Origin of the sequence: Pseudomonas sp. CCI4.2, assembly GCF_034350045.1 — a bacterium.
In the GTDB taxonomy this organism is placed as follows: Bacteria; Pseudomonadota; Gammaproteobacteria; order Pseudomonadales; family Pseudomonadaceae; genus Aquipseudomonas.
On the sequence record NZ_CP133781.1, the window covers coordinates 2762361 to 2788618 of the forward strand.

The following is a 26258-nucleotide window of genomic DNA, read 5'->3' on the forward strand; positions in this document are numbered from 1 at the left end:
CATGAACTCCATTTTCCTGCGTATTTATGGCGGCATGCTGGGCGTGTTGGTGCTGGTGGCCTTGCTGGGTGTCCTGACCCTGCATTTGGTCAACCAGGTGCGCGGCTCACAATACCGTGAGCAACTTGCCCACGGCACGTTCACGTTGATGGCCGATAACTTGAAGCCGATGATCGCCATTGATCGCCAGCGGGCATTGATTGCGTGGGAGCGGTTGATGGGGATTCCGTTAGAGCTGCGAGCCGTTAATGACACCCCCCTAGACAGCGGCGACCGAAGCCGCCTGTTGCGCGGCCAAGTGGTGGTCGAGCAGACCGGACCCCACGCGGCCAAGGTGTATAGCTTGGTCGGCAGCGATACCGAGCCGCTGGTGTTAAGCGGCGAAGTGCAGCAAATCAGCGAGCAGTTAGCTCGAGCAACGATTTACCTGTTGATCGACGAATTAGTGCGGGTTCCCGTTGAAGAGCAACCGCGACGTTTGGATGCCCTGAAGCTGGAAAAAGGTTTCGGCTTTGACCTGCGTTTGATCCGTCTCGATAAGGCCGATGTCGACGACGATCAGCGTCGACGGGTCAACGAAGGCGACACGGTGATGGCGCTGGGCAAGGGCGGCGATTCTATTCGTGTATTCGCCGGCATGGTCAACACGCCGTGGGTGCTGGAAATCGGCCCGCTGTACCAGATGAATCCTTATCCCCCTGAGTTGTTGGTGTTGATCGGCTTTCTGGGCCTGTGTTTGATCGGTCTGGTGGTGTACTTGCTGGTGCGTCGCCTCGAGCGGCGTTTACTTGGGTTGGAAGCCGCCGTCACGCGTATTGCCAAAGGCAGCCTGGAAACCCGTGTGCCGCCGTCGGGTGCGGATTCAGTCGGGCGATTGGCATCGGCGTTCAATGGCATGGCTGAGCATTTACAGCGGTCATTGACCATGCAGCGAGAGTTGGTGCGCGCGGTCTCCCACGAGTTGCGTACGCCAGTGGCCCGCTTGCGCTTTGGTTTGGAGATGATCGGCGAAGCCACCACCGATGAGGCGCGGGATAAGTACCGGGTCGGTATGGACAGCGATATTCAGGACCTCGACAAGCTGGTGGACGAGATGCTGACCTATGCGCGGTTAGAGCAGGGTTCGCCGACCTTGAACTTTCAGCGCATCGATCTGGACGCGTTGGTCGATCAGGTGATCGCCGAACTGGCGCCCTTGCGCGCCAACGTCACCGTGAGTCGCGGCCAATGCCTCACGTCGGCCGATAACGACGGCGCCTGGGTCGAGGCCGAGCCGCGTTATCTGCACCGTGCCCTACAAAATCTGGTGAGCAACGCCATGCGCCACGCGGAAACTCAGGTCAGTGTCAGTTACCACGTGGGGCCGGTGCGCTGCCGCATCGATATTGAGGACGACGGTCCCGGGGTCCCGGAGAGCGCTTGGGAACGAATTTTCACCCCGTTCATGCGGTTGGATGACAGCCGTACCCGAGCCTCAGGTGGCCATGGGCTTGGGTTGTCGATTGTGCGGCGGATTATCCACTGGCACGGCGGCCGGGCGCTGATTGGTAACAGCGCGAACCTGGGCGGCGCCTGTTTCAGTCTCGCGTGGCCACGTCAGCAGGGCAAAACTTGATTCAACTCGCTGCGATGCTGACCAGGCTCAGCAGTTGGCCGTCCTGAAGGCTGAATTGGGCGTCCAATTCGCAGCCGCTGCGCCATTGGCTGGACAAATCCACCAGCAAACGCAGGCGAGCGTTGCCGTCGGTTGACCACTCCAGCAATTGAGCGTCTTCGAAGTAAAAGCGTTTTTGCACCAGAGGGTAGAGCGCTTTGAACAGGCTTTCTTTCACCGAAAACGTCAGGGTCACCAGCAACGCAATCTGCTCGGCTGGGCCCGCAGCCATGCGCTGCAGTTCTTCGGCGGTAAGGATCTCCCCGGCCAGACGCTGGGCGCGTTCGCGGTCGAGAAGATTTTCCATGTCCATGCCAAGACCACGCCACTGTGCTCGCTGCCCGACGATGGCCGCTGCCCAGCCATGGCTGTGGGTGATCGAACCACAGATATCCACAGGCCAGACGGGGGCGCGGTCTTCGCCAATGCTCGGCACATAATAACGGCCATCCAGCCGCCGCAACGCTTCCCGGGCGCAGAGCCGGCCGGCGAGAAACTCGGCCTGACGCTTAGCAACGGAGCGCTGGATGCTGGCGGGGGAATCAATAGTGCAGCGCTGGAAGTCGCCCTCCAACAGGCGCTGCGGATCAAACCCGCCACTGACCATCACCACGCCGGGCACGGCACGAGGCAATAGCCAATGGGCGTTTAATACGGGGCAACAGGCGGGGAGGGTCGTTGGCTGGTTCATGCCCGGCATTTTGCCTCAGATAAGTAGAGACACCCAACCTCTGTAGGAGCCAACGTGTTGGCGAGGCGGTGTGTCAGACAGACCGCGCCAAGCTTCTCGCCAACACGTTGTCTCCTACAGAATTAACCAAACACCTTTTTCAAGAACGCCTGCATATCTGCCCAAGAACTCTGATCGGCGGCTTTGTCGTAGGCGATGTTCGGGGCGTCTTTGCCCTTGCCCAGCCGGTCCGCATCGGGGTTGCTGAAGCCATGTTTGGCGCCATCGATACCGACAAACTTATAATCGACCCCGGCGTTGTCCATTTCCGACTTGAAGGCCACGACGCTGTCCGGTGTGACCATGGTGTCGTCGTTGCCATGCTCAACCAGAATCTTGGTTTTGATGCTGCCCGGTGTGGCCGGTATCTTGGTGGCCAGCATGCCGTGGAAACTCACCACGCCCACCAACGGTTCGCCACGACGGGCCGCATCCAGCACTACGCCACCGCCGAAGCAGTAACCGATCGCGGCAATTTTTGCCGGGTCGGTTTGGGGTTGTTTTTTCAACTGCGCAAGCCCGGCGTCAAAACGCTGGGCGGCGGCGGTGCTATTTTTCATCGCGGCCATCATGAACGTCATGGCGTCTTTAGGGTGCTCGGTGTTCTTGCCTTTGCCGTACATATCGACGGCCATGGCGCTGTAACCCAAGGCGGCAAGCGCGCGAGCGCGGCCCTTGGCGTAATCGTTCAAGCCCCACCACTCATGCACCACCAGCACGCCAGGGCGCTGACCCTTGATCGCATCGTCGTAAGCGTAATAACCAACGAGCTGGGTGCCGTCGCCGCTTTGATAGTTGATGGTTTGGGTTTTTACTTCGGCCTGGGCCACGCTGGCAAGGCCCATCATTGCTAATGCTGTCCATAAACGCATGGTTCATACCCCTGTGATTTTTATGAAAGGCGTGTAAGACGTCGCTCCGTCAAACAGCCTAGACGATTGTGCTGCACTGTCTTGGGCTGAATCCGTTCAGGATAAGTTCAGGGCACGTTCAGGGTGGGTTCAGGGCGCAGTGATTAGTCTGACCGCGTACCCAAATGCGCCCGGCGCGAGAGGACCTACTGATGCTCACCTTGAACAAACTGTTTTTCGCATTAGCTTTTCTCGGCGGCAGCGCTGCTGTGCAAGCTGAAAACCTTCCCGGTGCGCTGGTGCGCGCCAACGCTGGTGAGCGAATCAACAAAGGCAACGCGGGTTTGCAAACCGCTGAATATCACTATTACTCAGCCACTCGGAACATTTCGGGCACTCACAACGGCATTAAGGTGAGCCCGTCCGCGTTGCTTGGCAGCTTCGATCCGAAGCATCGCCCGACGTATATCTTTTAACTGTTAACAGACTGTCGCTGGACATTTTTTGCCCAGACCGCACACTTGGCGCTCCGGGCGCAGTGCAATAGGTCTGTTGAATTAGCCTTAGCCTTGAGAGGAATGATTTTGCCTGGGAGAGCCGCATGAAACTGCTGGTGGTAGAAGATGAAGCGTTACTACGCCATCACCTGCAGACACGCCTGACCGAAAGTGGTCACGTGGTCGAAGCCGTGGCCAATGCCGAAGAAGCGTTGTACCAGGCAGCGCAGTTCAACCATGACTTGGCGGTAATCGACCTGGGTTTACCCGGTATGGGTGGACTGGACCTGATTCGTGAGTTCCGTGCCCAGGGTAAGGCGTTTCCTATTTTGATTCTGACGGCCCGTGGCAACTGGCAAGACAAAGTGGAAGGATTGGCGGCCGGTGCAGATGATTACGTGGTCAAGCCGTTCCAGTTTGAAGAGTTGGAGGCGCGCCTCAATGCATTGTTGCGCCGCTCCAGTGGCTTCACGCAATCGACTATTATTGCTGGGCCTTTGCTGCTGGATTTGAATCGCAAGCAAGCGTCCCTTGATGAGCAGCCTTTGGCGCTGACGGCTTACGAATACCGGATTCTCGAATACCTGATGCGCCACCATCAGCAGGTGGTGGCCAAGGAGCGGTTGATGGAGCAACTCTATCCTGACGACGACGAGCGCGATCCGAACGTGATCGAAGTGCTGGTCGGCCGTTTGCGCCGCAAGCTGGAGGGTGAGTCAGGCTTCAAACCCATCGATACCGTGCGTGGCTTGGGTTACTTGTTCACTGAGCGCTGTAAATGATTCGATCGCTACGAGTGCGATTGATGCTGGCGGCAGCGATGCTGGCAGTGATCTTCATGCTCGCGACGTTACCGGCGCTGCAAGGCGCCTACAGCCTCGCGCTGGAAGGCGCCATCGAGCAGCGCTTGGCGTCTGATGTCACCACCTTGATCTCCGCCGCGAGGGTCGAAGACGGTCACTTGATGATGCCGTTGATGTTGCCGGGCGAGCAGTTCAACCTGCCGGACAGCCGCCTGCTGGGCTACATCTACGACCGCAATGGTCAGTTGGTCTGGCGTTCTCGGGCCACCGAAGACGAAAACATCAACTACCACCCTCGGTATGACGGCACGGGTAATGAGTTCGCCAAGATCAAAGAACCCAATGGCGAAGAGTTTTTCGTCTACGACGTTGAAATCAAACTGTTGGGCGGGCGCAATGCAGCGTTCAGCATCGTCGCACTACAACCGGTGCGCGAATACCAAGTGATCATTGCCGGGCTGCGGGAGAAGCTTTACCTGGGCTTCGGCGCGGCGTTGCTGGTTTTGCTGATCCTGCTCTGGGCCGGGTTGACCTGGGGCTTGCGTGCCTTGAAGGGTTTGAGTCAAGAGTTGGACCAAGTGGAGGCCGGCTCTCGCGAAAGCCTGAGCGAGGAGCACCCCCGCGAACTGCTGCGTCTGACCGGCTCACTGAACCGATTACTGCTCAGCGAACGCGAGCAACGCATCCGTTATCGCGACTCATTGGGTGATTTGGCCCACAGCCTGAAGACCCCGTTGGCGGTACTCCAAGGCGTCAGCGAAACCATCGCCAAACGCCCGGAAGACCTGGAGCAGGCGCGTATTCTGCAATCGCAGATCGAGCGCATGAGCCAGCAGATCGACTATCAATTGCAACGGGCCAGTTTGCGTAAAAGTGGTCTGGTCCGGCACCACGTCAGCTTAAGACCGGTGGTGGAGAGCTTGTGTAATACCTTGGATAAGGTCTATCGCGACAAGCAGGTGAACGTCATTGTCGATCTACCAGATGATTATCTGGTGCCGATGGAGCAGGGCGCTTTGCTGGAAATGCTCGGTAATCTGCTGGAAAACGCTTATCGGCTGTGCCTCAGCCGGGTACGCATCAGCCTGCGTCCGTCGATGAGTGGCGATGAACTGTGCATCGAGGACGACGGCCCCGGTGTTCCCGAAAGCCAGCGGGCGCGCATTCTGCAACGCGGTGAACGCCTGGATCGGCAGAACCCAGGCCAAGGCATCGGTCTGGCCGTGGTCAAAGACATCATCGAGAGCTACAACGCACGCTTGACCCTCAGCGACTCATCTCTGGGCGGCGCGGCCTTTTATATTCACTTTCTTGCCAAGTAAATATTGTAGGCGATCAATGCGCAGCACCCGTAATGTGAACTGCGCCCCAAAAGTTCGACAGTGACTGACTAAGCTACGCCTCCTGCGTGCGGTATGCGCCTGGGGTCAGGCCGGTCCACTTTTTGAATGCGCGGTGAAAGGCAGAGGGCTCGGAAAAGCCAAGCTGTTCGGCGATCTGTTGCAACGACAGCTCGGCGCGGCTCAGGTGATAAATCGCCATGTCGCGGCGCAGTTGGTCCTTCAAACCCTGAAAACTGGTGCCTTCTTCCCGCAAGTGCCGACGCAAGGTCTGTGGGCTGATGTGCAGGTGTTCAGCGACGTTCTCCAGGTCCGGCCAGCGGCTGCAATCACGGCTGAGCAGGTGCCGCAATTGGTTGCTCAAACTATCGCCATCATCCGGGCGGGCCAGCAGGTCGGCGGGAGAGCGTTCGAGGAAGCGCTTAAGGGTGCGTTCGTCTTGCAGCAGCGGCAGGCTCAAGTACCTTGCATGAAACAGCAGGCTGGTGCTTTGGGCATCAAACACAATCGGGCAGGGAAACAACAGGTCGTATTCGCTGGCATGCTGCGGTTTCCCGTAGCGGAATGTCGCCTGTTCCAGACGAATCCGCTGGCCGATCAGCCAACTGCCAAGTCGATGCCAGATCACCAGCAGACACTCGCTCAAAAAGTGCTCCGGGTCCCGGAGGGTTGAGTCATCCAGACTCAATCGTGCCCAGTCGCCCTCCCGGCGCAAACTCAAACGCGGGGCGTGCGGGAATAAGCTATAAAACAATAAGCCCCGTGCGAGTGATTTCTCCAGGCTGCGGCAGTGGATCAAGGCATGGCACATCATGGCGAACGTCCCACGTTTGCTCGGACCCTGACCGAATCCCATGTACTCATCATCCATCGCCTGCCAAAGCAGCTGAATCAGGCGAGCAAACTGTTCGGGCGCGATGCGGGCACGGCGCTCGCCTAACCATTCAGGCTGGATACCGGATTGCAGCAGCAGCTGCGAACATTCCATACCTTGGCGTTGAGCACCACCGAGGGCCGCGCGGGCGAAATGACTGGCAATAGTGCGTTGGCGCATAGGTGGCTCATCCGTGGACTGGCCAGATAGTAGTCATCGTTCTGACAGTGAACAAGGCGGATATCCGCCAATGCGAGTGCTATATTTGCTTCGTTCGGCGGAAAACCGCCACGTTTTCAGTTGATAACAGCGGCCAATGGCTAGGTTTTCCCCGAGTTCATTGGCGTGTAGGGCAGTTTCAAAAGATGGCATACGCTTTGCGATAGGGCGGAGAGGTTTGCGAACGGTCTGCCCCCGCAACTCGACAAAACAAATCCCTCCAGTGCAGGAGGGTTAAGCGGTTTAAGTGTCGCGCGCATCAGATGGATGATGCCCAGCGGTGCTCTTGAGGAACTTCGCAATGACGACTCGTCAGCCCTTGTATAAATCCCTGTATTTTCAGGTAATCGTAGCCATTGTTATCGGTGTGCTGATCGGTCACTTCTACCCTCAGACCGGCGTTGCGCTCAAGCCGCTGGGTGACGGGTTCATCAAACTGATCAAAATGATCATCGCCCCAATCATCTTCTGTACGGTCGTCAGCGGTATTGCCGGCATGCAGACCATGAAGTCGGTGGGCAAAACCGGCGGTTATGCGCTGCTTTACTTCGAAGTTGTCTCCACCATCGCCCTGCTGGTGGGCCTGGTAGTGGTCAACGTCGTGCAGCCGGGTGCTGGCATGCACATCGACCCTTCCAAGCTGGATGCTTCCAAAGTTGCGGCTTATGTCGCGGCCGGTGCGGATCAAAGCGTTATCAGCTTCATCCTGAACATCATTCCAAACACCATCTTCAGTGCGTTCGCCACCGGCGACATTCTGCAGGTCCTGATGTTCTCGGTTATCTTCGGCTTCGCCCTTCACCGCTTGGGTGCCTACGGCAAACCGCTGCTGGACTTCATTGATCGCTTCGCCCACGTGATGTTCAACATCATCAACATGATCATGAAGCTCGCGCCACTGGGTGCCTTTGGTGCCATGGCCTTCACCATCGGTGCCTACGGTGTCGGTTCGTTGGTGCAGCTCGGTCAGTTGATGCTGTGCTTCTACATCACCTGCGTTCTGTTCGTACTGGTCGTGCTGGGCGCCATCGCTCGCGCACACGGCTTCAGCGTCATCAAAGTCATCCGTTACATCCGTGAAGAACTGCTGATCGTACTCGGCACCTCTTCGTCGGAATCCGCCTTGCCGCGCATGCTGGTGAAGATGGAGCGCCTGGGCGCCAAGAAGTCGGTCGTGGGCCTGGTCATTCCGACCGGTTACTCGTTCAACCTCGACGGCACCGCGATCTACCTGACCATGGCGGCCGTGTTCATCGCTCAGGCGACTGACACCCACATGGACATCACCCACCAGATCACCTTGCTGGTGGTGTTGTTGCTGTCCTCCAAAGGCGCCGCCGGTGTAACCGGTAGTGGCTTCATCGTGTTGGCCGCAACGCTGTCCGCAGTGGGCACCTTGCCAGTTGCCGGTCTGGCGCTGATTCTCGGCATCGACCGTTTCATGTCGGAAGCCCGCGCGTTGACCAACCTGGTCGGTAACGCCGTAGCGACACTGGTCGTGGCCAAGTGGGTCGGTGAGCTGGACGAAACCCAGATGCACACTGAGCTGGCTTCCGGTGGTCGTCCGATCACCAATACCGGGCCAGAAGACGATCTGGGTGTGACCGAAGGTAAGATCCCAACGCCTGCTGCATCGCGTGAAACTGTCTAACACTCAGTAGCAACGCAATAAAAACCCATCTTCGGATGGGTTTTTTTATGGGTAGAAATTAGATAAGGCTTTACTCAACGCGCATCTCGCCACTGAACACCAGCGTCTCTCGACAGCGCCGACACAAATACCGCCGGCCTTGCCGAACCAGCGAATGACGTTGCGCGGAAAACGCAAAGTCGCTGTTGATGCACGGGCAGCGATAAATGTAGCGCGTTACGCTGCGACGCTTGATGGCGTAGGTGTGGCAGCGGTTAGGCGGCAACTCATACACGCCTCGCATAATCAGTTGCCACTCTTCGCCATGGGGCTGGATACGCTCGCCGAACAACTGATGGGCGATCAAGTGCGCCACTTCGTGGGCAACCGTTTGCTTGAGAAAATCGTCGCGGTTTTCTCGGTAAAGCTGGGGGTTGAAGCGCAGCAAATTCTCATGCAGATGGGCCACGCCGGCTTTTTGACCGCGCAGTTTGAGGCTGACCACCGGGCGTTTGAAGGTGCGCTTGAAAAAAGTTTCGGCTTGCTGATAACAGACTTCAACGCGGGATGTAATGTGCTCGGGCATTCTTAAGGGCTCTCCAGAGGTGGCAAGTATGCCGCAAAGCCCCGGCTGGCCGAAAACTGAAGCCGCCCAATGGTCATCAAAAACAACTGAGCCGCCTAAAAGGGCGGCTCATCATCTCGTGTTATGCAGGCTTGCAATGTCATCAGTTGGTGTATTCGGGCCCTACCCCGATACCCCACAACACGACGGTGAACGCCATGATCGCGACCAGTACCACCAAACCAACGGCCAGTACCGAGGTAGAGAACATAAAACCTTCATCCGAGTGGATGTTCATGAATGTCGGCAAACCGACGTACAGCAGATAGACCGTGTAGCAGATTGCTGCTACACCGATGACCATTCCCAGCCACATGTGCGGATAAATTGCCGCTAATCCGCCGATAAACAGTGGTGACGCGGTGTACGTCGCAAAGGCGACGCAGCGCGCGGGGCTCGGGTTGGCGTCATAGGTACGTGCCATCCAGTGTATGAAACCACCCATCACCGCCACGCCCAAGAGCATCGCGATGTAGGACATTACCGTCATCCACAGTGCGCTTTCATGGGTCAGCATCACCGGCGCTCGACTGCCAATGACCCAACCTACCTGAGTAGTGCCTATATAAGCGGCTACAGCGGGAATCGCCGCAAGTATTAAAGTGTGAGTCAGGTACATGTGGCTGATGGTTTCTTCCTTATCGCCACGTATGTGTTGCCACTCGCGATCGGGATGGGTAAACAATCCCAAAACGTGATTTATCATGCCGTCACTCCTTTTATTATTGACCGTCGCCCCCCAGCGGAGCGCCTGTCGGGCCAAGCGCTCGGCAGGTGTAAGGCCACAGCCTTGACGCAGCAACGGATGCGACCTTATGTCGCAGTATAGGGACGCTAGTTGCATTGCTTTAGAGCAATTCGCGCTCTAAGCAGTGCTGTTAATCGCGACGCGCTATTAAGTTTGTGCGCCAAATTAGATGCGGTGCTAACGATGTTGCGCGACGTTACGGGTGGAAGCGAAGTGTCGGATAAAACAAATCCGGCATGCATCCGCTTGGGGTGTCGCGTAAAATGCCGGCCTTTTCCGAGTAACCAGTAGCGGATATCAGCACCATGGGCATCCTTTCAGTTCACCAGAATAAAGTGCAGAAGCGCCTGCGCCGCCTCGCTGGCGAAGCCGTGGCTGATTTCAAGATGATTGAACCGGGCGACAAGGTGATGGTGTGCCTGTCGGGCGGTAAAGACAGTTACACCCTGCTCGACGTGCTGATGCATTTTCAAAAAGTCGCTCCGGTGCGCTTCGATATCGTCGCGGTGAACATGGATCAAAAGCAGCCGGGCTTCCCCGAGCACGTGCTGCCTGCTTATTTTGAGGCCTTGGGCGTCGAGTACCACATCATCGAGAAAGACACCTATTCGGTGGTCAAGGAACTGATCCCGGAAGGTAAGACCACGTGTTCGCTGTGCTCACGCTTGCGCCGTGGGACGCTGTACACCTATGCCGATGAAATCGGCGCGACCAAGATGGCGCTGGGGCATCATCGCGATGACATCATTGAAACGTTCTTCCTGAACCTGTTCTTCAACGGTACGCTCAAGGCCATGCCGCCCAAGCTGCGGGCCGATGACGGGCGTAACGTGGTGATTCGGCCGTTGGCGTACTGCGCTGAAAAAGATATTCAGGCATTTGCCGACTTCAAGGGTTTCCCGATCATCCCCTGTAACTTGTGTGGCTCCCAGGAGAACCTTCAGCGCCAAGTGGTCAAGGACATGCTGGCGGACTGGGAAAGCAAAACCCCGGGCCGTACTGAAAGTATCTTTAGTGCGCTACAAAACGTCCAGCCGTCGCAACTGGCGGACCGTAACCTGTTCGACTTCACCCAACTGCGTATCGATGAAACCGCAGCTTCGCGCTTCGTCAACGTTACGAACCTTTAGGAACGGCATGCGCGACTACAAATGGCTTCTCGAATATAACCTGAACCGCTTTGGCTCGACCGCCGCCCTCGAAGCCCATTTACCCGACCCGAGATCCGCCGCGCAATTGCGCAAAATCGGCAATGACCGTTACCTGTCGGCGTTGGCACAGAGGGTGTTCCGTGCAGGGCTCAAGCACAGCCTGGTCGATGCCAAATGGCCGACGTTCGAGGAGGTATTTTTTCGTTTTGATCCGGAAAAAGTAGTGTTGATGGGCGCTGAGCACCTTGAGCGATTAATGCAAGACGCGCGGATCATTCGGCACCTGGGCAAATTGAAGAGCGTGCCGCGTAATGCTCAGATGATTCTGGACATCAGCAAAGAACATGGCAGCTTCGGTAATTTCATCGCCGATTGGCCGGTGACCGATATCGTGGGCTTGTGGAAGTACCTGTCCAAACACGGTTACCAACTGGGCGGCATGTCGGCGCCGAGTTTCTTGCGGATGGTGGGCAAAGACACCTTCATCCCGACCTACGACATGGTGGCGGGACTCAACGCTCAGGGCATCATCGACCGCGTGCCCACCAGTCTCAAAGACTTGGCTGCGGTGCAGGGCGCCTTTAACCAGTGGCACGCCGAGAGCGGGCGGCCGATGTGTCAGCTGTCGATGATGCTGGCGTATACGGTGAATCATTGATGGGCTGAGGATTGAAGATGTTTTGATTTCTGTGGGAGCGAATTTATTCGCGAAAGCGTCGGTACATTCGGCACCGTCTTCGCGAATGAATTTGCCTCAGCAGAGAGAGAGATTTGCCAGCTGCCTTCAAACCGCTCCTTCACCCGCCAACTTGCGGTTGTACTGAAAGCGCCACCTGACGTACAGCAACGCGCTGGTGAACACTGCCACGCTAACGAGCATTTCCAGGGCGCCAAATACGCTGCGGTGTGGGTCATAGACCGCCAATGCGCCTTTGATGAAGTACAGATTCACCACAAAGCACGTCCACGAATGGCCACGTGCACTGCCCGTGAGCATGCCCGGTAACAGCAGAAGCAACGGCACCAGCTCAATGGTCAGGATCACCCACGGGCGGGCGCCATGCAGGTCGGCAAAGATCAGGTAATACCCGGCCAGCAGCAGCATCAGAGCAAAAAAGCAGATCAGGCTGACAACCCGTGTCAGCCGAACCCGCGGCTCCAGCCATTCCAGCGCGGGTAAGACTTTAGGTGCTTTAGCCACGAGGCGTCTCCAGCAGTACGGCGGTTTTAGCCAAGCGTTGGCCCAAGGCCCTACACAAGGTGATTTCGTGCGGGTCCAGTGCGCGTTTGCCGTCGGCACCGGCATGGTGGCTTGCGCCATACGGCGTTCCGCCGCCGCTGGTTTCCAGTAAGGCGGCTTCGCTGTAAGGCAAGCCGGTCACGAGCATGCCGTGGTGCAGCAGCGGCAGCAGCATCGACATCAACGTGGTTTCCTGGCCGCCGTGCAGGCTGGCGGTGGAGGTGAACACGCTGGCAGGCTTACCGACCAACGCGCCGGTCAGCCACAAGGTGCTGGTGCCGTCGAGAAAGTATTTGAGCGGCGCGGCCATATTGCCGAAGCGTGTCGGGCTGCCTAACGCCAATCCGGAGCAGTTTTTCAGGTCGTCGAGGCTGGCATACAACGCGCCGGTCTCTGGGATGCTCGGTGCGACGGCTTCTATCTCCGAAGAAATCGCCGGCACGGTGCGCAGCCGCGCCTCCATGCCGCCCAGCTCGATTCCGCGGCCGATTTGCCGAGCCATCTCGCTGGTCGAGCCATTGCGGCTGTAATACAGAACCAAAATGTAGGGTGCGCTCACGAGAGAATCTCCAGCACGTTTTCTGGCGGCCGGCCAATGACGGCTTTTTCACCGACCACCAGAATCGGCCGTTCTATCAATTTGGGATGGGCTGCCATGGCCGCGATCAACTGCTCGTCTGTCAGGCTGGAATCGGCCAGGTTGAAGGTTTTATAGTCGTCTTCGCCGGTACGCAGTAACGCCCGGGCGTTGATGCCCAGCTTGCGCAGCAGATCGCGCAGTTGCGCGGCGTCCGGCGGCGTTTCCAGGTAACGGATGATGGTCGGCGTAAGGCCGCGCGCTTCGAGCAGTTCCAGCGCCCCGCGGGATTTCGAACAGCGCGGGTTGTGATAAAGCGTCATGTCGGTCATTTGCGGGTCGCATCTTGCGTAAGGTGGCGGCTATTCTACATCCGTGACGACCGCTGCTGAACCTTGAGGTGACCGGGGCGGTTATTGGTCGCAGTTAACCTGAATATTTTGGTGAAGGAGGGTCACATGGTAAGGCGATGGGTAGCAGCAGTGACGCTTCTCGGCAGTGTGTTGCTCAGCGGTTGTGGCGTGGACCTGGGGCCTGATCAGAACGGGCACAAGGTCGCCAGCGAGCAGGTCGACAAGCATTGGCTGGTTATCAACTATTGGGCAGAGTGGTGCGGTCCGTGTCGCACCGAGATCCCCGAGCTGAATGCATTGGCGAAACAGCTTAAAGACCAAAAAGTGAGCGTCTTCGGGGTTAATTTTGACGGCTTGCAAGGCGATGACTTGAAGTCAGCCAGCGCCGCGCTGGGCATTGGCTTTACCGTATTGGCCCAAGATCCGGCCGATCATTACGATTTGCCCCACAGCGAAGCGTTGCCGGTCACTTACATCATCGACGACAAGGGCAAGGTGCGCGAAACGTTACTGGGTGAGCAGACGGCAGCGGGTGTCAGCCAGCGGTTGGCGGCGTTGCGCGGAGAGGGGTGAGTGTTTGGCAGGTAAACCGCGAGATGGCCTTCGCGAACAAGTTCGCTCCCACAGAAGTATCGACATTCAGTGAGAGCCTATTTCCTGTCAGCAATTTCAGGCTGGTGGGAGCGAACGTGTTCGCGAAGGCGACAGGTCAAACGCCACTGGATCAGCTGTCTTCTAACCAAAACCGCAGCGGTTTGCCTTCTTCTGGCCATAGGCGCAGTTGTTCGATGGGGGAGATATCCCAGCGTTGGACTTTGGTCAGGGCGTCGAGGAAGCGTTGTTCCTGTTCCATCAATGCCGGCGAGCAGACCCGGCGGGTGCTGCCGACCATGCCAAAGTGAAATCTCTCGCCGTCTTGCGCATACGGCGCAAACCAATGGTTGCAGCCGGCGTTGCCATAGGCGCGGCCGTCTTTGCCTAAGGTCATGGTCAGGTGGCTACGGTCTACCAGGGGGCGTTCGCCAATCCATTCCAGCAAATAGCTGTGATCGTGCTGCACCCCCGGTGGCTCGGCGGCGCAGCCCAACAGGGTGCTGCCCAGCAGACCCAGCAGGACAGCACGCCTCATGCTGCTTGCTCTTGGCATTTGCGGCAAAAGTGCCTGTCGCCCTCAGTTTTCCACCCCAGCTCGGCAACGCGAGCGGCGGCTGCCGGCTTTTGCGCCTTGGTACCGAGCTTGGCGTCGACGGCAAATTCGAACTTCAACTCGACCTGGCATCCGTTGCAGTTGATCTGCCACTGGTGAATCGCCAGTTCTGCGAATGCCGGGCCTTGGGCCACCGCGACCCATTGGCCACGAGGGTTGATCAAGTGACGAACCTTTTCGACGGTCAGGCGCATGGACAAGTCCTTGCTGCCTTTGAGTGTGACCAAAAGCACATCATCGGCGTGAATCGAGCCGCCGTTGCCGGTGACTTGATAGCGTCCAGGCGCCAGCGCGCGGACTTCGGTCAAGGTGTGTTGTGGGTTAAGCAGGCTGTAGCGGAAATCGTGTTCGACCATGGGTCCTCCAAATCTGCGCGCATCCTACCAGTTTTTAGCCCTCTACCAGATTCTGTGGTGACCCCTGCGCCCAGCGGGCAATGTTGTCTAGGGTTGTCTGGGCAATAGCGCCCAGTGCCTCCCGGGTCAAGAACGCCTGATGTGCAGTGATGATCACATTCGGGAACGTCAACAGCCGCGCCAACACGTCATCTTGCAACGGCTGGTCAGAGCGGTCTTCGAAGAACAGTTTTGCCTCTTCTTCATAGACATCTAGCCCGAGGTAACCAAGTTGCCCGCTTTTCAGCGCTTCAATCAAGGCCGGCGTATCAACCAGCGCCCCGCGTCCGGTGTTGATCAACATTGCGCCAGGCTGCATCTGCGCCAACGTCGCGCTGTTAATAAGGTGCTTGCTTTGAGTGGTCAGCGGACAGTGCAGGCTGATGATCTGTGACTGCGCCAACAACTCTGGCAGGCTCAGATAACGTGCGCCGAGCGCTTCGACAACCGGATTTGGATAAGGGTCGTAGGCGAGCAGGCTGCAGCCAAACCCGGCCATGATTCGGGCGAAGGTCGCGCCAATCTGGCCGGTGCCGACGATGCCGACGGTCTTACCCACCAGGTCGAAACCGGTCAGTCCATGCAAGCTGAAGTCGCCATCGCGGGTGCGGTTATACGCGCGGTGCAAGTGCCGGTTCAACGCCAGAATCAAGGCCACGGCGTGTTCGGCCACGGCATGGGGAGAGTAGGCGGGGACTCGCACCACGCTGAGCCCGAGCGTGTGCGCAGCCGGCAAATCGACGTGGTTGTAACCCGCCGAGCGCAGGGCGATCAAGCGTGTACCGCCCGCCGCCAGATGCTCCAACACCGGCGCACTGAGGTCGTCATTGATAAAGGCGCACACCACCGGATGGCGGTCGGCCAGCGCAACAGTGTCGAGATTCAAGCGTGCAGGTTGGAAGTGCAGGTCTACGCCGCTGGGCAAGGTGGCGGCGAGGAAGCTTTCGCGGTCGTAGTTCTGGCTGCTGAAGACGAGGGTACGCATAACAAAACCTTATTGGCGGTGATGCTTAATGAGGTGTGCCTGAAAAACCGCCTTCGTCGGCAAGCCTACTCCCACAAGTATTCGTTCGACACAAGATATAACCGATTCATTTGAAGCCGTTATTGCTTTGGATCAAGCACTCACGCGGGCTTCCATGGCCAGCCGATTGATGGCCATGGCCAGTTCGTCTAGGGCTGCGTCGGCTTCCGGTGCGTCTTTCTTGAGCAAGGTTTCGCTGCGTTGGCAGGCCGCGCGCAATTGCGGGACGCCGCAATAGCGGGTCGCGCCGTGCAAGCGATGCACGCGTTCGATCAGTGCCGACGTGTCCCCGGCTTCCCGGGCGTTGCGGATGGCTTCGCGGTCGGTGTCCAGCGATGCAAGGAGCATGGCCAGCATGTCCGCCGCTAAATCCGCTTTGCCCGCCGCCAGACGCAAACCTTCCTCATGGTCAAGCACGTGCAGGTCGACGCTGTTTCGCGCCTGTTCGTTTTGCCGCTCGGGGGCGTGGTTGCGCAGTGCGAGGCCGGTCCACTTGAGCACCACCTGGGCCAATTGCCGCTCGCTAATCGGCTTGGTGAGGTAATCGTCCATGCCGCTTTGCAGCAGTGCGCGTTTTTCATTGGCCATGGCGTGGGCGGTGAGGGCGACGATGGGCAGCGAAGTGCTTTGGCGCTCGACTTCCCAGGCGCGAATCGCTTCAGTGGCCTGGCGCCCGTCCATGCCCGGCATCTGCACGTCCATCAGCACCAAGTCGAAGGCTTCCTTCTGCACCGCATTCACCGCGGCGTAACCGCTGTCGACTGCCACGACGTCAGCGCCCATGTCTTCGAGTAGTGTTTGCACGAGCAACAGGTTGGCGGGGTTGTCGTCGACACACAGCAGGCGCGGCGCCCGGCTCGATAACGGTTCGGCGGTATCGCTGCGTTGCTGTCTGGGCTGGATCAGTTCCGACAAGGCGCGACGTAATTTACGCGTACACGCGGGCTTGGCCTGCAACTGGCTCTGGGCGTTGGGCACGGCCAGCTGGAATTGCGCCTGTTCGGTGGTTGGGCAGAGCACCAACACCTTACAACCGAGGTTCTCCAAGTCCCAAATATGCTGACGCAAACGTTCAGGCGGCAATTCATGGGCGGTGATGCCCAGCACGGCCAAATCGATCGCTTGCGGCGTTTCGTGGGCGGCGGTGACGCCGTTGATCAGGCTTTCGAGGTTGTTGAACGTAACGGCTTCAAGGCCACAATCTTCCAATTGATGCTGCAGGGCCTGGCGCGCCAATTCGTGATTTTCCAGCACCGCGACCCGCCGGCCGAGCAGCGGCGCAGACGGTAAGTCCTCCAGGTCGCCTCGAGTTTTTGGCAGGTTCAAGCTGATCCAGAATTCCGAGCCTTCGCCCGGCGTACTGTCGACGCCGATTTCGCCGCCCATCTGTTCGATCAAGCGCTTGGAGATCACCAGCCCCAGCCCGGTGCCGCCCGGTTGCCGGGACAGCGAGTTATCCGCCTGACTGAACGCTTGAAACAGCGCGCGGACGTCCTGGCTGGAGAGGCCGATGCCGGTGTCCTGCACACTGATTCGCAGTTGCACGCTGTCTTCTTGCTCATCTTCGAGCATGGCGCGGGCGACGATGGTCCCTTCGCGGGTGAACTTGATCGCGTTGCTTACCAGGTTGGTGAGAATTTGCTTGAGCCGCAGCGGATCACCCAGCAACGCCAAGGGCGTGTCGCGGTACACCAGACTCACCAGTTCCAGCTGTTTGGCGTGGGCGGCCGGGGCGAGAATGGTCAGCGTGTCTTGGAGCAGATCCCGCAGATTGAAAGGGATGCTGTCGAGGACCAACTTGCCGGCTTCGATTTTCGAGAAGTCGAGAATCTCGTTGATGATACTCAACAGGCTGTCGGCAGACTTTTCGATGGTGCCCAGATAATCCAACTGACGCGGAGTCATTTCACTTTTTTGGAGTAAATGGGTGAACCCGAGAATTCCGTTAAGCGGCGTTCGAATCTCATGACTCATGTTGGCGAGGAATTCAGATTTGATGCGGCTGGCTTCCAACGCTTCTTTGCGCGCAAGGTCCAGTTCGATGTTCTGGATTTCGATGGTTTCCAGATTTTGCCGAACGTCTTCCGTGGCTTGATCAATGCTGTGTTGCAGTTCTTCCTGGGCATTTTGCAGGGTGGCCGCCATACGATTGATGCCCGAGGCCAGCTCGTCCAGCTCCAGGCTGCCCAAGGGTGGCAGTCGAACTTCCAAATTGCCGTCTTTCAGTTGCGCCACGGCGACTTTGACACGGCTGATGGGCACGCTGATGGTGCGACTCATGCGCAGCGCCACGATCGCCGTCAGAATCAGCCCGGTGGCGATCAGCAACAAACTGGCGAACAGGCTGCGATAGCCGCGTAGCAGCGTGCCGGTGTGGGACAGTTCAATTTCGACCCAACCCAACAGGCGGTCGGCTTCCTCGGGAATTATCTCGCCGGTCAGGTGGCGTTGACGACCAAATACCGGCAATAAAAAGCGCGTGGCGTCGTTGCCCGAGCGTTGCAGCAGGTGCGTACTGTTTCCGACAGGCTGTTGGTTGATCATGCTGGGTCCGGCATGGGACAGCATGGTGCGGTCCGCGTCCAGAAACGAGACGGATCGCACGTCACCGAACTCCAATGCTTGCCCGGCAATACGCTCGAGCAACACATGGTCATTGCGGCCCATTGCGGGGGCCGCCAGCGGTGCCAGCTCTTCGGCGATCATTTCGCCGCGCTGTAGCAACTGAGCTTGCAGGTCTGACAGTTGCATCCACGTAAAATAGCCGCCAAGAACTCCGGCCATCAGCAACGCTGGAACCAGGGTCAACAACAATACGCGGCCTTTAATACCCAGCTTGTTCAGCACGCTATCTCTCCAGCATCCAAGCCAACATGTTCAAGACCGCAGTGTAGCGAGTTGCTTACGCGCGATCACCCTCCCTGTAGGAGACGGCGTTTAAGTCCCGATATAGCCTTCAGTTATAGCCCGCGCATTTTGCGTGATATGGGGTTTTGACGTTTGCCGTTATGATAGGCGCCCCCGCAGTCTGGATTGCGAAAACGCCATGACCTTGCAGTATCAAACCATCGCCGATTGCGTCGGCAACACCCCTCTGGTGCGTTTACAACGCCTGGCCGGTGACACCACCAATACCCTGCTGTTGAAGCTTGAGGGCAACAACCCGGCTGGCTCGGTGAAAGACCGCCCGGCGCTGTCGATGATTACCCGCGCCGAGTTGCGTGGGCAAATCCACCAGGGCGACACCCTGATCGAAGCGACCTCTGGCAACACCGGCATTGCACTGGCCATGGCCGCTGCGATCAAAGGCTACCGGATGATTTTGATCATGCCGGACAACTCCAGCGCCGAGCGCAAGGCGGCGATGACTGCCTATGGCGCCGAGCTGATTCTGGTCAGCAAGGAGCAGGGCATGGAAGGCGCCCGCGACCTTGCCCAGAGGATGCAGACCGAAGGCCGCGGCAAGGTACTCGATCAATTCGCCAACGGTGATAACCCCCAAGCGCATTACACCAGCACAGGCCCGGAAATCTGGCGGCAGACCGGTGGCACCATCACGCACTTCATCAGCTCTATGGGCACCACCGGCACCATCATGGGTGTCTCGCGGTACCTCAAGGAGCAGAATTGCGCCGTACAGATCATCGGCTTGCAGCCCATGGACGGTGCGTCTATTCCGGGTATTCGGCGCTGGCCGCAAGAGTACCTGCCGAAGATCTACCAAGCAGACCGCGTGGACCGAATCGTCGACATGGCCCAGGCCGAAGCCGAAGACGTCATGCGCCGGCTGGCTCGCGAAGAAGGCATCTTCTGTGGCGTGTCCTCAGGCGGGGCGGTAGCCGGTATGTTGCGCCTATCCCAAGAAGTCGAGAACGCGGTCATGGTCGCTATCATTTGTGACCGAGGCGACCGTTACCTGTCGACCGGCGTTTACGACGAACCTAACTGATGGCCAAGCAAGAGCGTGGCCTGCGATTTCAGCCCACCGGCGGCACCAAAGCGCCGCAAGTGCCCACCGGTAAAAAACAACGTCTGACCATTGAGCGACTAGCCAATGACGGCCGGGGCATTGCCTTTGTTGAAGGCCGTACCTGGTTTGTCGCCGGCAGCCTGGCCGGTGAAGAGGTGGAAGCCCGCGTGCTGAACGCCCACGGTAAAGTTGTCGAAGCGCGCACTGAACGGATATTTCAAGCCAGCGCCATGCGTCGACCGGCACCCTGTGTGCATTTCGGTCGATGCGGTGGTTGCAGCGTTCAGCATATTTCCCATGACGATCAGCTTGCCCTGAAACAGCGCATGCTCGCCGACCAATTGACGCGTGTCGCAGGGGTCGAGCCCGATGAGTGGGCGCCGCCGTTGACCGGCCCTGAATTTGCCTACCGTCGCCGGGCGCGGGTCGCTGTACGTTGGGACGCCAAAGCCAAACGTCTGGACGTAGGGTTCCGTGCCGCGTCGAGTCAAGACATCGTGGGCGTCGATGAATGCCCGGTGCTGGTACAGGCTTTGCAGCCAATCATGGCGCAATTGCCAGCCATGTTGCGGCAGTTCAGCAAACCGCAGGTGTTGGGCCACGTTGAACTGTTCAGTGGTTCATCGACCGCCGTATTGTTACGTCATACCGCGCCGTTGACCGAGGCCGATCTGGCGTTGCTGCAAGGATTTTGCGCTGCGCACCATGCGCAACTGTGGCTGCACGGTGAGGGTGAACCGCAACCGGTGGACCCGACGCAGGCCTTGGGTTATCGACTTGAGCAGTGGAACTTGCAGTTGGCGTACCGACCTGGCGATTTCATACAGGTCAACGCCGCCGTCAACGCGGCGATGATTGGCCAGGCAATGGAATGGCTGGCGCCGCAGGCCGATGAGCGTATTCTCGATCTGTTCTGCGGGCTCGGTAATTTTGCGTTGCCGCTGGCCAAGCAGGCCCGCGAAGTGGTGGCGGTGGAGGGTGTTGCGACCATGGTCGAACGTGCCTCGGCCAATGCAATGAGTAATGATCTGCATAATGTGAAGTTCGTTCAGGCGGATTTGTCACAGCCCTTGGCAGACGTGGGCTGGGCCGCAGAGCGTTTTTCTGCGGTGCTCTTGGACCCGCCACGCGACGGTGCTTTTGAGGTTGTACGCAAGGTTTCTGCGTTAGGTGCCGAACGGTTGCTGTATGTGTCATGCAACCCGGCAACTTTAGCGCGCGACACTGTCGAATTGATCAAACAGGGCTACCGATTAAAACGTGCCGGTATCCTCGATATGTTTCCGCAGACGGCGCATGTCGAGGCTATGGCGTTATTTGAGGCGAGTAAGTAAGCAGTACGGCTCAAGAAATGAGCCGGCCGTTTACAGGGAATCTCGTTTAATCCGACTGGCCCGCGAACGCACAGCCCTTGCCTGCCCAGCAAGAGGCGTTTGCTCAAGAAGGCCAGCGACTGAAGGCGCTTTTTATCGCGCCGTAGGGAAGGTAAGCAACATGGTACAGGTGAGAGCGCACCAGCCGATCAACACCGATGGCAGTATCAATCTCGATGCATGGCTCGATCATGTCGTCAGTGTCGACCTCGTATTAGACCGACAAGCATTGAAAGAAGCGTGCGAATTTGCCCGCCACGCTGAGCAACAAGACAATGCCTCAAAGAATTTATGGGCAGAAGGGACCTCAAGTTTCCAGGCTGGCCTGGAAATCGCCGAGATCCTTGCTGACCTCAAGCTCGATCAAGACTCCTTGGTGGCGGCGGTTATTTACCGGGGCGTACGCGAAGGCAAGATTCAGCTTCCAGAGGTCACCCAACGCTTCGGCCCGACGGTCTCCAAACTGATCGACGGCGTGCTGCGTATGGCCGCGATCAGCGCCAGTCTCAGCCCGCGCCAGTCGTTGGTGCTGGGCAGCCAGGCGCAGGTGGAAAACCTGCGCAAGATGCTCGTGGCCATGGTCGATGACGTACGCGTCGCCCTGATCAAACTGGCGGAACGCACCTGCGCGATCCGTGCGGTGAAGAACGCCGCAGAGGAAAAGCGCAACCGGGTCGCCCGGGAAGTGTTCGACATCTACGCGCCACTGGCTCATCGCCTAGGTATTGGTCATATCAAATGGGAATTGGAGGACCTGTCCTTCCGCTACCTAGAGCCCGATCAGTACAAGCAAATCGCCAAATTGCTCCATGAACGTCGCCTCGACCGAGAGCGGTTTATCAGCGATGTCATGGGGCAGTTGGAGCACGAACTGCTGGCCACCGGTGTGAAATCCAACATCAGCGGCCGCGCCAAACACATCTATTCGATCTGGCGCAAAATGCAGCGCAAAGGTCTGGAATTCAGCCAGATCTATGACGTGCGTGCGTTGCGCGTGCTGGTTCCCGAAGTCCGCGACTGCTACACCGCGCTGGGTATCGTGCATACCTTATGGCGGCACATTCCCAAGGAATTCGACGACTACATCGCTAACCCCAAGGAAAACGGCTACCGCTCGCTGCACACGGCGGTCATCGGTCCCGAAGGCAAAGTGCTGGAAGTGCAGATCCGTACCCACGCCATGCACGAAGAGGCGGAGCTGGGGGTGTGCGCGCACTGGCGCTATAAAGGCACTGACGTCAAATCTGGCTCGAATCACTACGAAGAGAAAATCTCTTGGCTGCGTCAGGTGCTCGAGTGGCATGAAGAGCTGGGCGACATCGGTGGGCTGGCGGATCAGTTGCGGGTCGATATCGAGCCGGATCGGGTTTACGTGTTCACCCCGGATGGTCACGCCATTGACTTGCCCAGAGGCTCGACGCCGCTGGATTTCGCCTATCGCGTGCACACCGAGATTGGCCACAACTGCCGTGGGGCGAAGATCAACGGGCGCATCGTGCCGCTCAACTACAGCCTGCAGACCGGTGAACAGGTCGAGATCATCACCAGCAAGCACGGCACGCCAAGCCGCGACTGGCTGAACTCGAACCTGGGTTACATCACCACGTCACGGGCGCGGGCGAAGATCGTCCATTGGTTCAAATTGCAGGCCCGCGATCAAAACGTCGCCGCCGGTAAAACCTTGCTGGAACGTGAACTCGCACGGTTGGCACTGCCGCAGGTGGACTTTGATAAGTTGGCGGAAAAAGCCAACCTCAAAATTGCCGATGACATGTTTGCCGCTCTTGGCGCTGGCGACCTGCGTTTGGCGCAACTGGTGAACCTGGCGCAGCAACTGGTCGAGCCGGAGCGTGGTAACGAACAACTGGAACTGATCCCGCGCAAAGCCACGGGGTACAAGCCGGGCAAGCGCGGCGATATTCAGATTCAGGGCGTCGGCAACCTGATGACGCAAATGGCTGGCTGTTGCCAACCGCTGCCGGGCGACGCGATTGTCGGCTACATCACCCAGGGCCGAGGCGTCAGTATCCACCGTCAGGATTGCGCGTCAGTGCTGCAGTTGGGTGGTCGCGAACCAGAGCGAATCATTCAGGTCAGTTGGGGGCCGGTACCGGTGCTCACTTACCCGGTGGATATCGTGATCCGAGCCTACGACCGCTCCGGCTTGTTGCGTGACGTTTCCCAGGTCCTGCTCAACGAGCGGATCAACGTACTGGCGGTCAACACCCGCTCGAACAAAGAAGACAACACCGCGCTCATGTCGCTGACCATCGAGATTCCGGGGCTGGATGCATTGGGGCGTTTGTTGGGACGAATTTCCCAGCTGCCGAACATCATCGAAACCCGGCGTAATAGAACGCCTTGAGTACCTGTAGGAGGGTCCGCCACGTCTTCGACGCCGCGCTGTCTCGCAGCAAACTGGGCGGTACTTTGTATGGCTTGAGGTTGCAGCGTGTCAGGACTGGCGCCTTCCCGAATAAATTCGGTCCCACAGTTTTTCGCGCAATGCACACATTTGTAGACGCTGCCGAAGGCTGCGACAAGGGCCGAAGGACCTTCGCCAACAAGTTGGCTCTACAGATGGCCGCCTCCCTGTAGATCGCCGGTGAATTGAATATCAAATTACGGAAAGAGGCCCCGTGAAACCATGCGGCCGAACGTAGGCGTTGCGCAGGGGGGAACGAGGCATGGACGCCGAGTTAGCCGCACGGGGCCAGGGACGGCCCCTTGCGGCGACCCCCGGAGCAACGCCGGAGTGAGGGAAGACCGAGCCTAAGCGAGGTCCTGCATGGTGGGGCAAGCGTTTTGGGTTACCTTTTTGGCGGTTGAAAAAGGTGACTCGCTGTAAAAGCGAAACCATAAGCTCAGCAACTACAAAGGCCGGATAAACACACGTAACCTAGCGCCAACCCGTTGTTTTTAAAAGATTAAAAAGTAGTTTGATAAGAGCCAACGTGTTGGCGAAGGTTGGAGGCGGTGTCATTTTTACAACCGCTTCGCCAACACGTTGGCTCCTACAAAGTAATGTTTAACGAGACTTCCCATGCATACTCTCCAAGACCTACTGCACCTCATGGCCCGGCTGCGCGATCCGCAGTTCGGCTGCCCGTGGGATATCAAACAGACCTACGCCAGCATCGTTCCGCATACCCTGGAAGAAGCGTATGAAGTCGCCGATGCCATTGAGCGCGGTGACTTTGATCATCTACAGGGCGAGTTGGGTGATTTGCTGTTTCAAGTGGTGTATTACAGCCAACTGGCCCGTGAAGAAGGCCGCTTCGAATTCGACGGTGTGGTCGACAGCATCACTCGCAAACTGATACGTCGTCACCCGCATGTGTTTCCGACGGGCGATTTATACGCGCCGTTGGAAACCCCGCGTTTGGACGAGGCCCAGGTCAAGCAGCGCTGGGAAGAAATCAAGGCTGAAGAACGCGCGGAAAAGGCCGAGGCGCCGGAGCAGTTGTCGCTGCTCGATGACGTGCCAAACGCCTTGCCGGCCTTGTCTCGGTCGGTAAAACTGCAAAAGCGTGCGGCGCAGGTCGGATTCGATTGGCCCGATGCCCTTCCGGTGCTCGACAAGGTTCGCGAAGAACTCGACGAAGTGCTGGAGTCCATGGCCGATGACGATGCTGAGGCGGTTGCCGAAGAGATCGGCGACTTGCTGTTCTCGGTGGTCAATCTGGCCCGCCACCTTAAAGTTGATCCAGAAACGGCTTTGCGCGCCGCCAATGCTAAATTCGAAAGACGCTTTCGATTCATCGAACAGGTATTGCGCGAAACCCACCGTCCCATAGAAAATTGCACCCTCGAAGAATTGGACGCTCTGTGGGGCGAAGCCAAACGTCAGGAAAAGAACGCGCCATGAGTATTTCCCTCCGCGACCAGTTGCTCAAAGCAGGCTTGGTCAATCAAAAGCAGGCCAAGCAGGTCGGCAAAGACAAGCAGAAAGAACAGCGTCTGGTGCACAAGGGCCAGATAGAAGCTGATGATTCCCAGAAGCGCGCTGCCCAAGAGGTCATGGCCGAGAAGGCTAAGCGTGATCAGGAGCTCAATCGTCAGCAGCAGGAGAAGGTCGAGCAGAAAGCCCGCGCCGCGCAGGTCAAGCAATTGATCGAAGTGTCGCGCTTGCCCAAGCTGACGACCGAGGATTACTACAATTTCGTCGACGACAAGAAGGTCAAGCGTATCTCGGTCAACGCGTTGATGCGTAACAAGCTCAGCGCCGGGTCGTTAGCCATTGTTAACCACGCGGGCGGCTACGAGATCATTCCCCGTGAAGCAGCACTGAAGATCCAGGAGCGCGACCCGCGCCGGATCGTGTTGCTTAACGTGCCAACTGAAGCGCCGGATGCTGATGACCCGTACGCGGCGTATCAGGTGCCTGATGACCTGATGTGGTAAACCTCTGCGCCAGATAAACAAAACCCGCCGAGGCGGGTTTTGTTTTTACTGCGATTCCGAAATGACGTCTTACGAGGTGCGCTGGCTTTCCAGGTCTTCAAGCTCAGCTTTGTATTGGTGAGCTTCCGTCTCGTTATGGAACATCCCGACCAACAAGTCCTGTTGATGTACATCCCAAACTTGCTGACCAGAAGCCTGGCTTTCATGGGAGAGGTGGGAAAAGTCGCGTTCAGTAACTTTTACGGTCATCTAGAAGACTCCTGACACTGGTGTCTGCGACAACGCGTCGCAGGCGTCTTTTATAATTTTGTTAGCAGACTAAGTAAATAGCTTTTATTTGCAATTCACCTTTACTAGAACCGAAAAAATGGCTCTGGGTCACGGGTTGTAAGGGCGCGAGCCAGAACGGATCAATATGAAGAATAATTTACCCAGACAGCTCGCGTTCAGCTTGCCTTGTAGGAGGGTCCGCCACGTCATCGATGCCGCGCTGTCGCGCAGCACATTCTGCGGGAGCAGGCTTGCCTGCGAAGAGGCCCGTACTCGCGCAGCTGATGTCGACTTGAAACCTGGGTCGCCTACGATGACGCTTT

The 26258-nt window shown here is 58.0% G+C and carries 26 protein-coding genes; 13 read left to right on the top strand and 13 right to left on the bottom strand.

Features of this window, described 5'->3' with window-relative positions; genetic code table 11:
* Position 1 precedes the first annotated feature (1 nt).
* A complete protein-coding gene (locus RHM65_RS12525; RefSeq protein ID WP_322185236.1) occupies positions 2-1615 on the top strand; it encodes an ATP-binding protein in 1614 nt (537 codons plus the stop codon).
* Position 1616: 1 nt separating this feature from the next.
* Here RHM65_RS12525 and RHM65_RS12530 read toward each other — a convergent pair whose 3' ends face one another.
* Both RHM65_RS12530 and RHM65_RS12535 read right to left on the bottom strand, forming a co-directional pair.
* A complete protein-coding gene (locus tag RHM65_RS12530; protein WP_322185238.1) occupies positions 1617-2345 on the bottom strand; it encodes a 4'-phosphopantetheinyl transferase family protein in 729 nt (242 codons plus the stop codon).
* A gap of 122 nt (positions 2346-2467) precedes the next feature.
* Positions 2468-3256, bottom strand: a complete 789-nt coding sequence (locus tag RHM65_RS12535; RefSeq protein ID WP_322185240.1) for a dienelactone hydrolase family protein — start codon at positions 3254-3256, stop codon at positions 2468-2470.
* Between the two features lie 191 nt (positions 3257-3447).
* Here RHM65_RS12535 and RHM65_RS12540 point away from each other — a divergent pair, with 191 nt between their 5' ends.
* From RHM65_RS12540 to RHM65_RS12550, 3 genes are all read left to right on the top strand, one after another.
* Positions 3448-3711, top strand: a complete 264-nt coding sequence (locus RHM65_RS12540; RefSeq protein ID WP_322165658.1) for a hypothetical protein — start codon at positions 3448-3450, stop codon at positions 3709-3711.
* 125 nt (positions 3712-3836) lie between these two features.
* Positions 3837-4514 (top strand): response regulator, encoded by a 678-nt coding sequence (locus RHM65_RS12545; RefSeq protein WP_322165657.1) that lies wholly within the window; start codon positions 3837-3839, stop codon positions 4512-4514.
* A complete protein-coding gene (locus RHM65_RS12550; protein WP_322165656.1) occupies positions 4511-5857 on the top strand; it encodes an ATP-binding protein in 1347 nt (448 codons plus the stop codon). The genes RHM65_RS12545 and RHM65_RS12550 overlap by 4 nt, the downstream gene beginning before the upstream one ends.
* A gap of 73 nt (positions 5858-5930) precedes the next feature.
* On the opposite strand, the gene RHM65_RS12555 is transcribed toward RHM65_RS12550, so the two are convergent.
* The gene (locus RHM65_RS12555; protein ID WP_322165655.1) at positions 5931-6929 is read right to left on the bottom strand and encodes an AraC family transcriptional regulator; all 999 of its coding nucleotides are present in this window, start codon (positions 6927-6929) and stop codon (positions 5931-5933) included.
* A gap of 340 nt (positions 6930-7269) precedes the next feature.
* Here RHM65_RS12555 and RHM65_RS12560 point away from each other — a divergent pair, with 340 nt between their 5' ends.
* Positions 7270-8619 carry a dicarboxylate/amino acid:cation symporter gene (locus RHM65_RS12560; RefSeq protein ID WP_322185242.1) on the top strand — a complete coding sequence of 450 codons (1350 nt, stop codon included), beginning with the start codon at positions 7270-7272 and terminating at the stop codon, positions 8617-8619.
* Positions 8620-8689: 70 nt separating this feature from the next.
* Here RHM65_RS12560 and RHM65_RS12565 read toward each other — a convergent pair whose 3' ends face one another.
* Together RHM65_RS12565 and RHM65_RS12570 are read right to left on the bottom strand one after the other, a co-directional pair.
* A complete protein-coding gene (locus RHM65_RS12565; protein ID WP_322165653.1) occupies positions 8690-9184 on the bottom strand; it encodes a SprT family zinc-dependent metalloprotease in 495 nt (164 codons plus the stop codon).
* A gap of 142 nt (positions 9185-9326) precedes the next feature.
* A complete protein-coding gene (locus tag RHM65_RS12570; RefSeq protein WP_322165652.1) occupies positions 9327-9929 on the bottom strand; it encodes a Yip1 family protein in 603 nt (200 codons plus the stop codon).
* Between the two features lie 347 nt (positions 9930-10276).
* On the opposite strand from RHM65_RS12570, the gene ttcA reads away from it, so the two are divergent.
* Together ttcA and RHM65_RS12580 are read left to right on the top strand one after the other, a co-directional pair.
* Positions 10277-11101 (top strand): tRNA 2-thiocytidine(32) synthetase TtcA, encoded by an 825-nt coding sequence (ttcA, locus tag RHM65_RS12575; protein WP_322165651.1) that lies wholly within the window; start codon positions 10277-10279, stop codon positions 11099-11101.
* A 7-nt stretch (positions 11102-11108) separates the two neighbouring features.
* Positions 11109-11780, top strand: a complete 672-nt coding sequence (locus tag RHM65_RS12580; protein WP_322165650.1) for a DNA-3-methyladenine glycosylase I — start codon at positions 11109-11111, stop codon at positions 11778-11780.
* Between the two features lie 126 nt (positions 11781-11906).
* Here RHM65_RS12580 and RHM65_RS12585 read toward each other — a convergent pair whose 3' ends face one another.
* The 3 genes from RHM65_RS12585 to arsC are packed head-to-tail and all read right to left on the bottom strand — an operon-like array spanning position 11907 to position 13271.
* A complete protein-coding gene (locus RHM65_RS12585) occupies positions 11907-12323 on the bottom strand; it encodes a DUF2069 domain-containing protein (RefSeq protein WP_322165649.1) in 417 nt (138 codons plus the stop codon).
* The gene (wrbA, locus tag RHM65_RS12590; protein WP_322165648.1) at positions 12316-12921 is read right to left on the bottom strand and encodes an NAD(P)H:quinone oxidoreductase; all 606 of its coding nucleotides are present in this window, start codon (positions 12919-12921) and stop codon (positions 12316-12318) included. Before wrbA ends, RHM65_RS12585 begins: the two co-directional genes overlap by 8 nt.
* Positions 12918-13271 (bottom strand): arsenate reductase (glutaredoxin), encoded by a 354-nt coding sequence (gene arsC, locus RHM65_RS12595; RefSeq protein ID WP_322165647.1) that lies wholly within the window; start codon positions 13269-13271, stop codon positions 12918-12920. Before arsC ends, wrbA begins: the two co-directional genes overlap by 4 nt.
* Positions 13272-13397: 126 nt before the next feature.
* On the opposite strand from arsC, the gene RHM65_RS12600 reads away from it, so the two are divergent.
* A complete protein-coding gene (locus tag RHM65_RS12600) occupies positions 13398-13865 on the top strand; it encodes a TlpA disulfide reductase family protein (protein WP_322165646.1) in 468 nt (155 codons plus the stop codon).
* Between the two features lie 151 nt (positions 13866-14016).
* Here the strand turns inward: RHM65_RS12600 and RHM65_RS12605 are convergent, their stop codons facing one another.
* From RHM65_RS12605 to RHM65_RS12620, 4 genes are all read right to left on the bottom strand, one after another.
* Positions 14017-14421 (bottom strand): META domain-containing protein, encoded by a 405-nt coding sequence (locus tag RHM65_RS12605; protein WP_322165645.1) that lies wholly within the window; start codon positions 14419-14421, stop codon positions 14017-14019.
* Positions 14418-14855: a hypothetical protein gene (locus tag RHM65_RS12610; protein WP_322165644.1), complete on the bottom strand. Its 438-nt coding sequence runs from the start codon at positions 14853-14855 to the stop codon at positions 14418-14420. Before RHM65_RS12610 ends, RHM65_RS12605 begins: the two co-directional genes overlap by 4 nt.
* 34 nt (positions 14856-14889) lie before the next feature.
* Positions 14890-15879 carry a 2-hydroxyacid dehydrogenase gene (locus tag RHM65_RS12615; protein WP_322165643.1) on the bottom strand — a complete coding sequence of 330 codons (990 nt, stop codon included), beginning with the start codon at positions 15877-15879 and terminating at the stop codon, positions 14890-14892.
* Between the two features lie 132 nt (positions 15880-16011).
* Complete coding sequence (locus RHM65_RS12620; RefSeq protein WP_322165642.1) at positions 16012-18765, bottom strand: response regulator; 2754 nt, start codon at positions 18763-18765, stop codon at positions 16012-16014.
* Positions 18766-18964: 199 nt separating this feature from the next.
* Here RHM65_RS12620 and cysM point away from each other — a divergent pair, with 199 nt between their 5' ends.
* The 5 genes from cysM (at position 18965) to RHM65_RS12645 (ending at position 25665) form a co-directional block, all read left to right on the top strand.
* Complete coding sequence (cysM, locus tag RHM65_RS12625) at positions 18965-19867, top strand: cysteine synthase CysM (protein WP_322165641.1); 903 nt, start codon at positions 18965-18967, stop codon at positions 19865-19867.
* Entirely contained in the window at positions 19867-21222 is a 1356-nt protein-coding gene (gene rlmD, locus RHM65_RS12630; protein ID WP_322185245.1) for a 23S rRNA (uracil(1939)-C(5))-methyltransferase RlmD, read from the top strand. The genes cysM and rlmD overlap by 1 nt, the downstream gene beginning before the upstream one ends.
* Positions 21223-21382: 160 nt before the next feature.
* Positions 21383-23626 (top strand): GTP diphosphokinase, encoded by a 2244-nt coding sequence (gene relA, locus RHM65_RS12635; protein WP_322165639.1) that lies wholly within the window; start codon positions 21383-21385, stop codon positions 23624-23626.
* Between the two features lie 678 nt (positions 23627-24304).
* Positions 24305-25129 carry a nucleoside triphosphate pyrophosphohydrolase gene (gene mazG, locus RHM65_RS12640; protein ID WP_322165638.1) on the top strand — a complete coding sequence of 275 codons (825 nt, stop codon included), beginning with the start codon at positions 24305-24307 and terminating at the stop codon, positions 25127-25129.
* On the top strand, positions 25126-25665 hold the full coding sequence (locus RHM65_RS12645; protein WP_322165637.1) for a DUF2058 domain-containing protein: 540 nt from the start codon (positions 25126-25128) through the stop codon (positions 25663-25665). The genes mazG and RHM65_RS12645 overlap by 4 nt, the downstream gene beginning before the upstream one ends.
* Positions 25666-25734: 69 nt before the next feature.
* On the opposite strand, the gene RHM65_RS12650 is transcribed toward RHM65_RS12645, so the two are convergent.
* Positions 25735-25914, bottom strand: a complete 180-nt coding sequence (locus tag RHM65_RS12650; protein WP_322165636.1) for a hypothetical protein — start codon at positions 25912-25914, stop codon at positions 25735-25737.
* Positions 25915-26258 lie beyond the last annotated feature (344 nt).